Source organism: Streptomyces sp. NPDC059456, from assembly GCF_042750055.1.
Taxonomy (GTDB): domain Bacteria; phylum Actinomycetota; class Actinomycetes; order Streptomycetales; family Streptomycetaceae; genus Streptomyces.
This window is the reverse complement of the sequence record NZ_JBHYVA010000864.1, coordinates 1-3089: the sequence shown is the minus strand read 5'-3', so window position 1 is coordinate 3089 and position 3089 is coordinate 1. Positions and strand designations below refer to the sequence as shown.

The 3089-nt window shown below is 72.5% G+C and carries 2 protein-coding genes; one reads left to right on the top strand and one right to left on the bottom strand.

Going from position 1 to position 3089, the window contains the following annotated elements; genetic code table 11:
- Window positions 1–381 precede the first annotated feature (381 nt).
- Entirely contained in the window at window positions 382–1023 is a 642-nt protein-coding gene (locus tag ACFXA3_RS39705; protein WP_385195830.1) for an RDD family protein, read from the bottom strand.
- Window positions 1024–1298: 275 nt separating this feature from the next.
- On the opposite strand from ACFXA3_RS39705, the gene ACFXA3_RS39700 reads away from it, so the two are divergent.
- Complete coding sequence (locus ACFXA3_RS39700) at window positions 1299–2945, top strand: phospholipase (protein WP_385195828.1); 1647 nt, start codon at window positions 1299–1301, stop codon at window positions 2943–2945.
- The last annotated feature ends 144 nt before the right edge of the window (window positions 2946–3089 follow it).

Below are 3089 nucleotides of genomic sequence, written 5' to 3'. Positions count from 1 at the left end.
ACACACACACACACCCACACCCACCTATCGAATTGGGTCTCGTGGGCTGGGAGTTGTGTATCAGAGACAGGTACGGACCCGCCCCGGCGGGCCTGGCCGAGGCCGCGGCGCGGCCCGGCTCCTCGCAACTGGTCAGGCAGGCCCGGCGGCTGCGGGCGGCCCTGACGGCGGCTCCGTAGCGGGCGGGCCCGGGGGGCCGCCCCGCACCCTCACGGCCCGGGGCGCCGGGCCGGCTTCTCCTCCTCCTGGGCCGGCCGGTGCAGCGCCCGCGTCCCCGGCCGGAATCGCACGGCCGCCGCGACACCACCGGCCCGCGAACGCGCCCACCCGGCAGCGGACCAACTCCGCTGCCGGGTGGGGGAAAAGGGGAGAGGGGCGGCCTCAGCCCTTGGGGACCTGGATGACGACGGTGCTGCACACCTTGTCGGCGAAGGTCTGCTTCTTCTCGTCCCACAGCGGCCACAGCCAGCCGATGTAGCAGGGGATGCCGTCGAGGACGTGGGCCAGCTTGCGGACGAACGCCATGCCGAACCCGAGGAAGGCGCCGTCGCGCTCGCGGCGCAGGCTGATGCCGAGGACCTTCTTGCCGGTCGTCTGACCGGTGGTCCCCTCCTTGTAGAGCTGGAAGAGCGCCATGCCGAGCGCGTACAGGATGCCGATCGTGAAGAAGATGCCGGGGCCCGCGTTGGCGGGGTCGTCGCTGCTCGCCAGGTCGATGAAGCCGAGGGCGTACATCGGACCCGCGATGATCAGGGCGTCGAGCAGGTACGCACCGACGCGCTGGCCCCAGTGGGCCAGTGGCGGCATGCCGGCGCCCGGCATGCCGGGCATCGGGGGCGGCGGGTAGGCGCCGTACGGCGGCGGGGTCTGCTGGGGCTGGCCGTACTGCGGGGGGACGCCCTGCGGCGGCTGCTGGGGGTAGCCGTACTGCGGCGGCACGCCCTGCGGGGCCTGCTGCGGGTAGCCGGGCTGACCCTGCGGGGGCTGCTGGCCGTACGGGTTGTTCGGGTCGCCGAAGCTCATGGCGAAAACTCTCCGATGTCGGAAACGGGGACGTAGCGGATTGATCGGAGGAACGTCACCATCTGACCGGTTTGCCCCCCTGAGCTGCCGCGATCTAGCGCGCATCATCGTGGTCGGTCCATCGACCAGTTGTCCAATCCGGCCATGTCGCCCCTTGTGACCGAATCAGGGGTGCGCGAATTCCCTGCCGTTGTGACTCGATGGTAACTTCCGCGAGTTGATCTTGCCGGTCGCCCCCTCGCGGCGACGGCGATCCCTCCTGCAAGGAAGTCACAGTGCACCGCCATACCCTTCACCGACCGTCCGCCGCCGCCGTCCGCGCCGCGGTACCGGCGGTCGTGCTGGCCCTGTTCGCCGCCGGCCCGGCCTCCGCCGCCGCGGCGGCGGGCCCCGGGGCCGCCGCCGGCCCGGCGCCCCACCTCGACGCCGTGGAGCAGGCGCTCCGTCAGGTTTCCCCCGGCCTCGAAGGCCGGGTGTGGGAACGCACCGCCGGCAACGTCCTGGACGCCTCGACGCCCGGCGGCGGCGACTGGCTGCTGCAGACCCCCGGTTGCTGGGGCGACGACACCTGCGCCGCGCGTCCGGGAACCGAGCGGCTGCTCGCGAAGATGACGGAGAACGTTTCCCGGGCGACGCAGACCGTCGACATATCGACCCTCGCGCCCTTCCCCAACGGAGCGTTCCAGGACGCCCTCGTCGCGGGTCTGAAGTCCTCGGCCGCGCGCGGGAACAAGCTGAAGGTGCGCGTGCTGGTGGGTGCCGCGCCGGTCTACCACCTCAACGTGCTGCCCTCGAAGTACCGGGACGAGCTCGTCTCCAGGCTCGGCGCCGACGCCCGCAACGTCGACCTCAACGTCGCCTCGATGACGACCTCGAAGACGGCCTTCTCCTGGAACCACTCCAAGATCCTCATGGTCGACGGCCAGTCGGTGATCACCGGCGGCATCAACGACTGGAAGGACGACTACCTGGAGACCGCGCACCCGGTCGCCGACGTCGACCTCGCCCTGCGCGGTCCGGCCGCCGCGTCCGCGGGCCGCTACCTCGACGAACTGTGGTCCTGGACCTGCCAGAACAAAAGCAACATCGCCAGCGTCTGGTTCGCCTCCTCCAACGGCGCCGCGTGCATGCCCACCCTGGCCGGGGCCACCGCCCCCGCCACGCCCCCGGCCGCCCCGGGCGACGTGCCGGCCATCGCCGTCGGCGGCCTCGGCGTCGGGATCAGGCGCAACGATCCCTCGTCGGCCTTCCGGCCCGTCCTGCCCGGTGCCTCCGACACCAAGTGCGGCGTCGGCCTGCACGACAACACCAACGCCGACCGCGACTACGACACCGTCAACCCGGAGGAGAGCGCCCTGCGGACGCTGGTCTCCAGCGCGAACCGGCACATCGAGATCTCCCAGCAGGACGTCAACGCGACCTGCCCGCCGCTGCCCCGCTACGACGTCCGCCTCTACGACGCCCTGGCGGCGCGGATGGCGGCCGGCGTGAAGGTCCGCATCGTCGTCAGCGACCCCGCCAACCGCGGCGCCGTGGGCAGTGGCGGCTACTCGCAGATCAAGTCGCTCGCGGAGATCAGCGACACCCTGCGCGACCGGCTCGCCCTGCTCACCGGAGACCAGGGCAAGGCCAAGGCCGCGATGTGCTCGAACCTCCAGCTGGCCACGTTCCGCAGCTCCCAGAGCCCGAAGTGGGCCGACGGCCACCCGTACGCGCAGCACCACAAGGTGGTCTCCGTGGACGACTCGGCCTTCTACATCGGCTCCAAGAACCTCTACCCGGCGTGGCTCCAGGACTTCGGCTACGTGGTGGAGAGCCCGGCGGCGGCCGGACAGCTCAACGACGGGCTCCTGGCGCCGCAGTGGCAGTTCTCCCGCGCGACGGCCACGGTCGACCACGAACGCGGCATCTGCCCGGCCTGACCCCGCACGGCCGCGGTGCGCAGCCGTCCCCGCCCCTCCCGTTCCTGCACATCCGGCCGGCGCCGAAACGCGGGGGGGGGGGGGGGCCGCGGCCGCCGCGGCCGCGGCCCCCGCCCGCCCGCCGCCGGGGGGGCCGCCGCCACT

Bases quoted from the DNA above. Each gene is read 5' to 3' on its own strand.
- ACFXA3_RS39705 (WP_385195830.1), bottom strand. From the start codon at position 1,023: ATGAGCTTCGGCGACCCGAACAACCCGTACGGCCAGCAGCCCCCGCAG.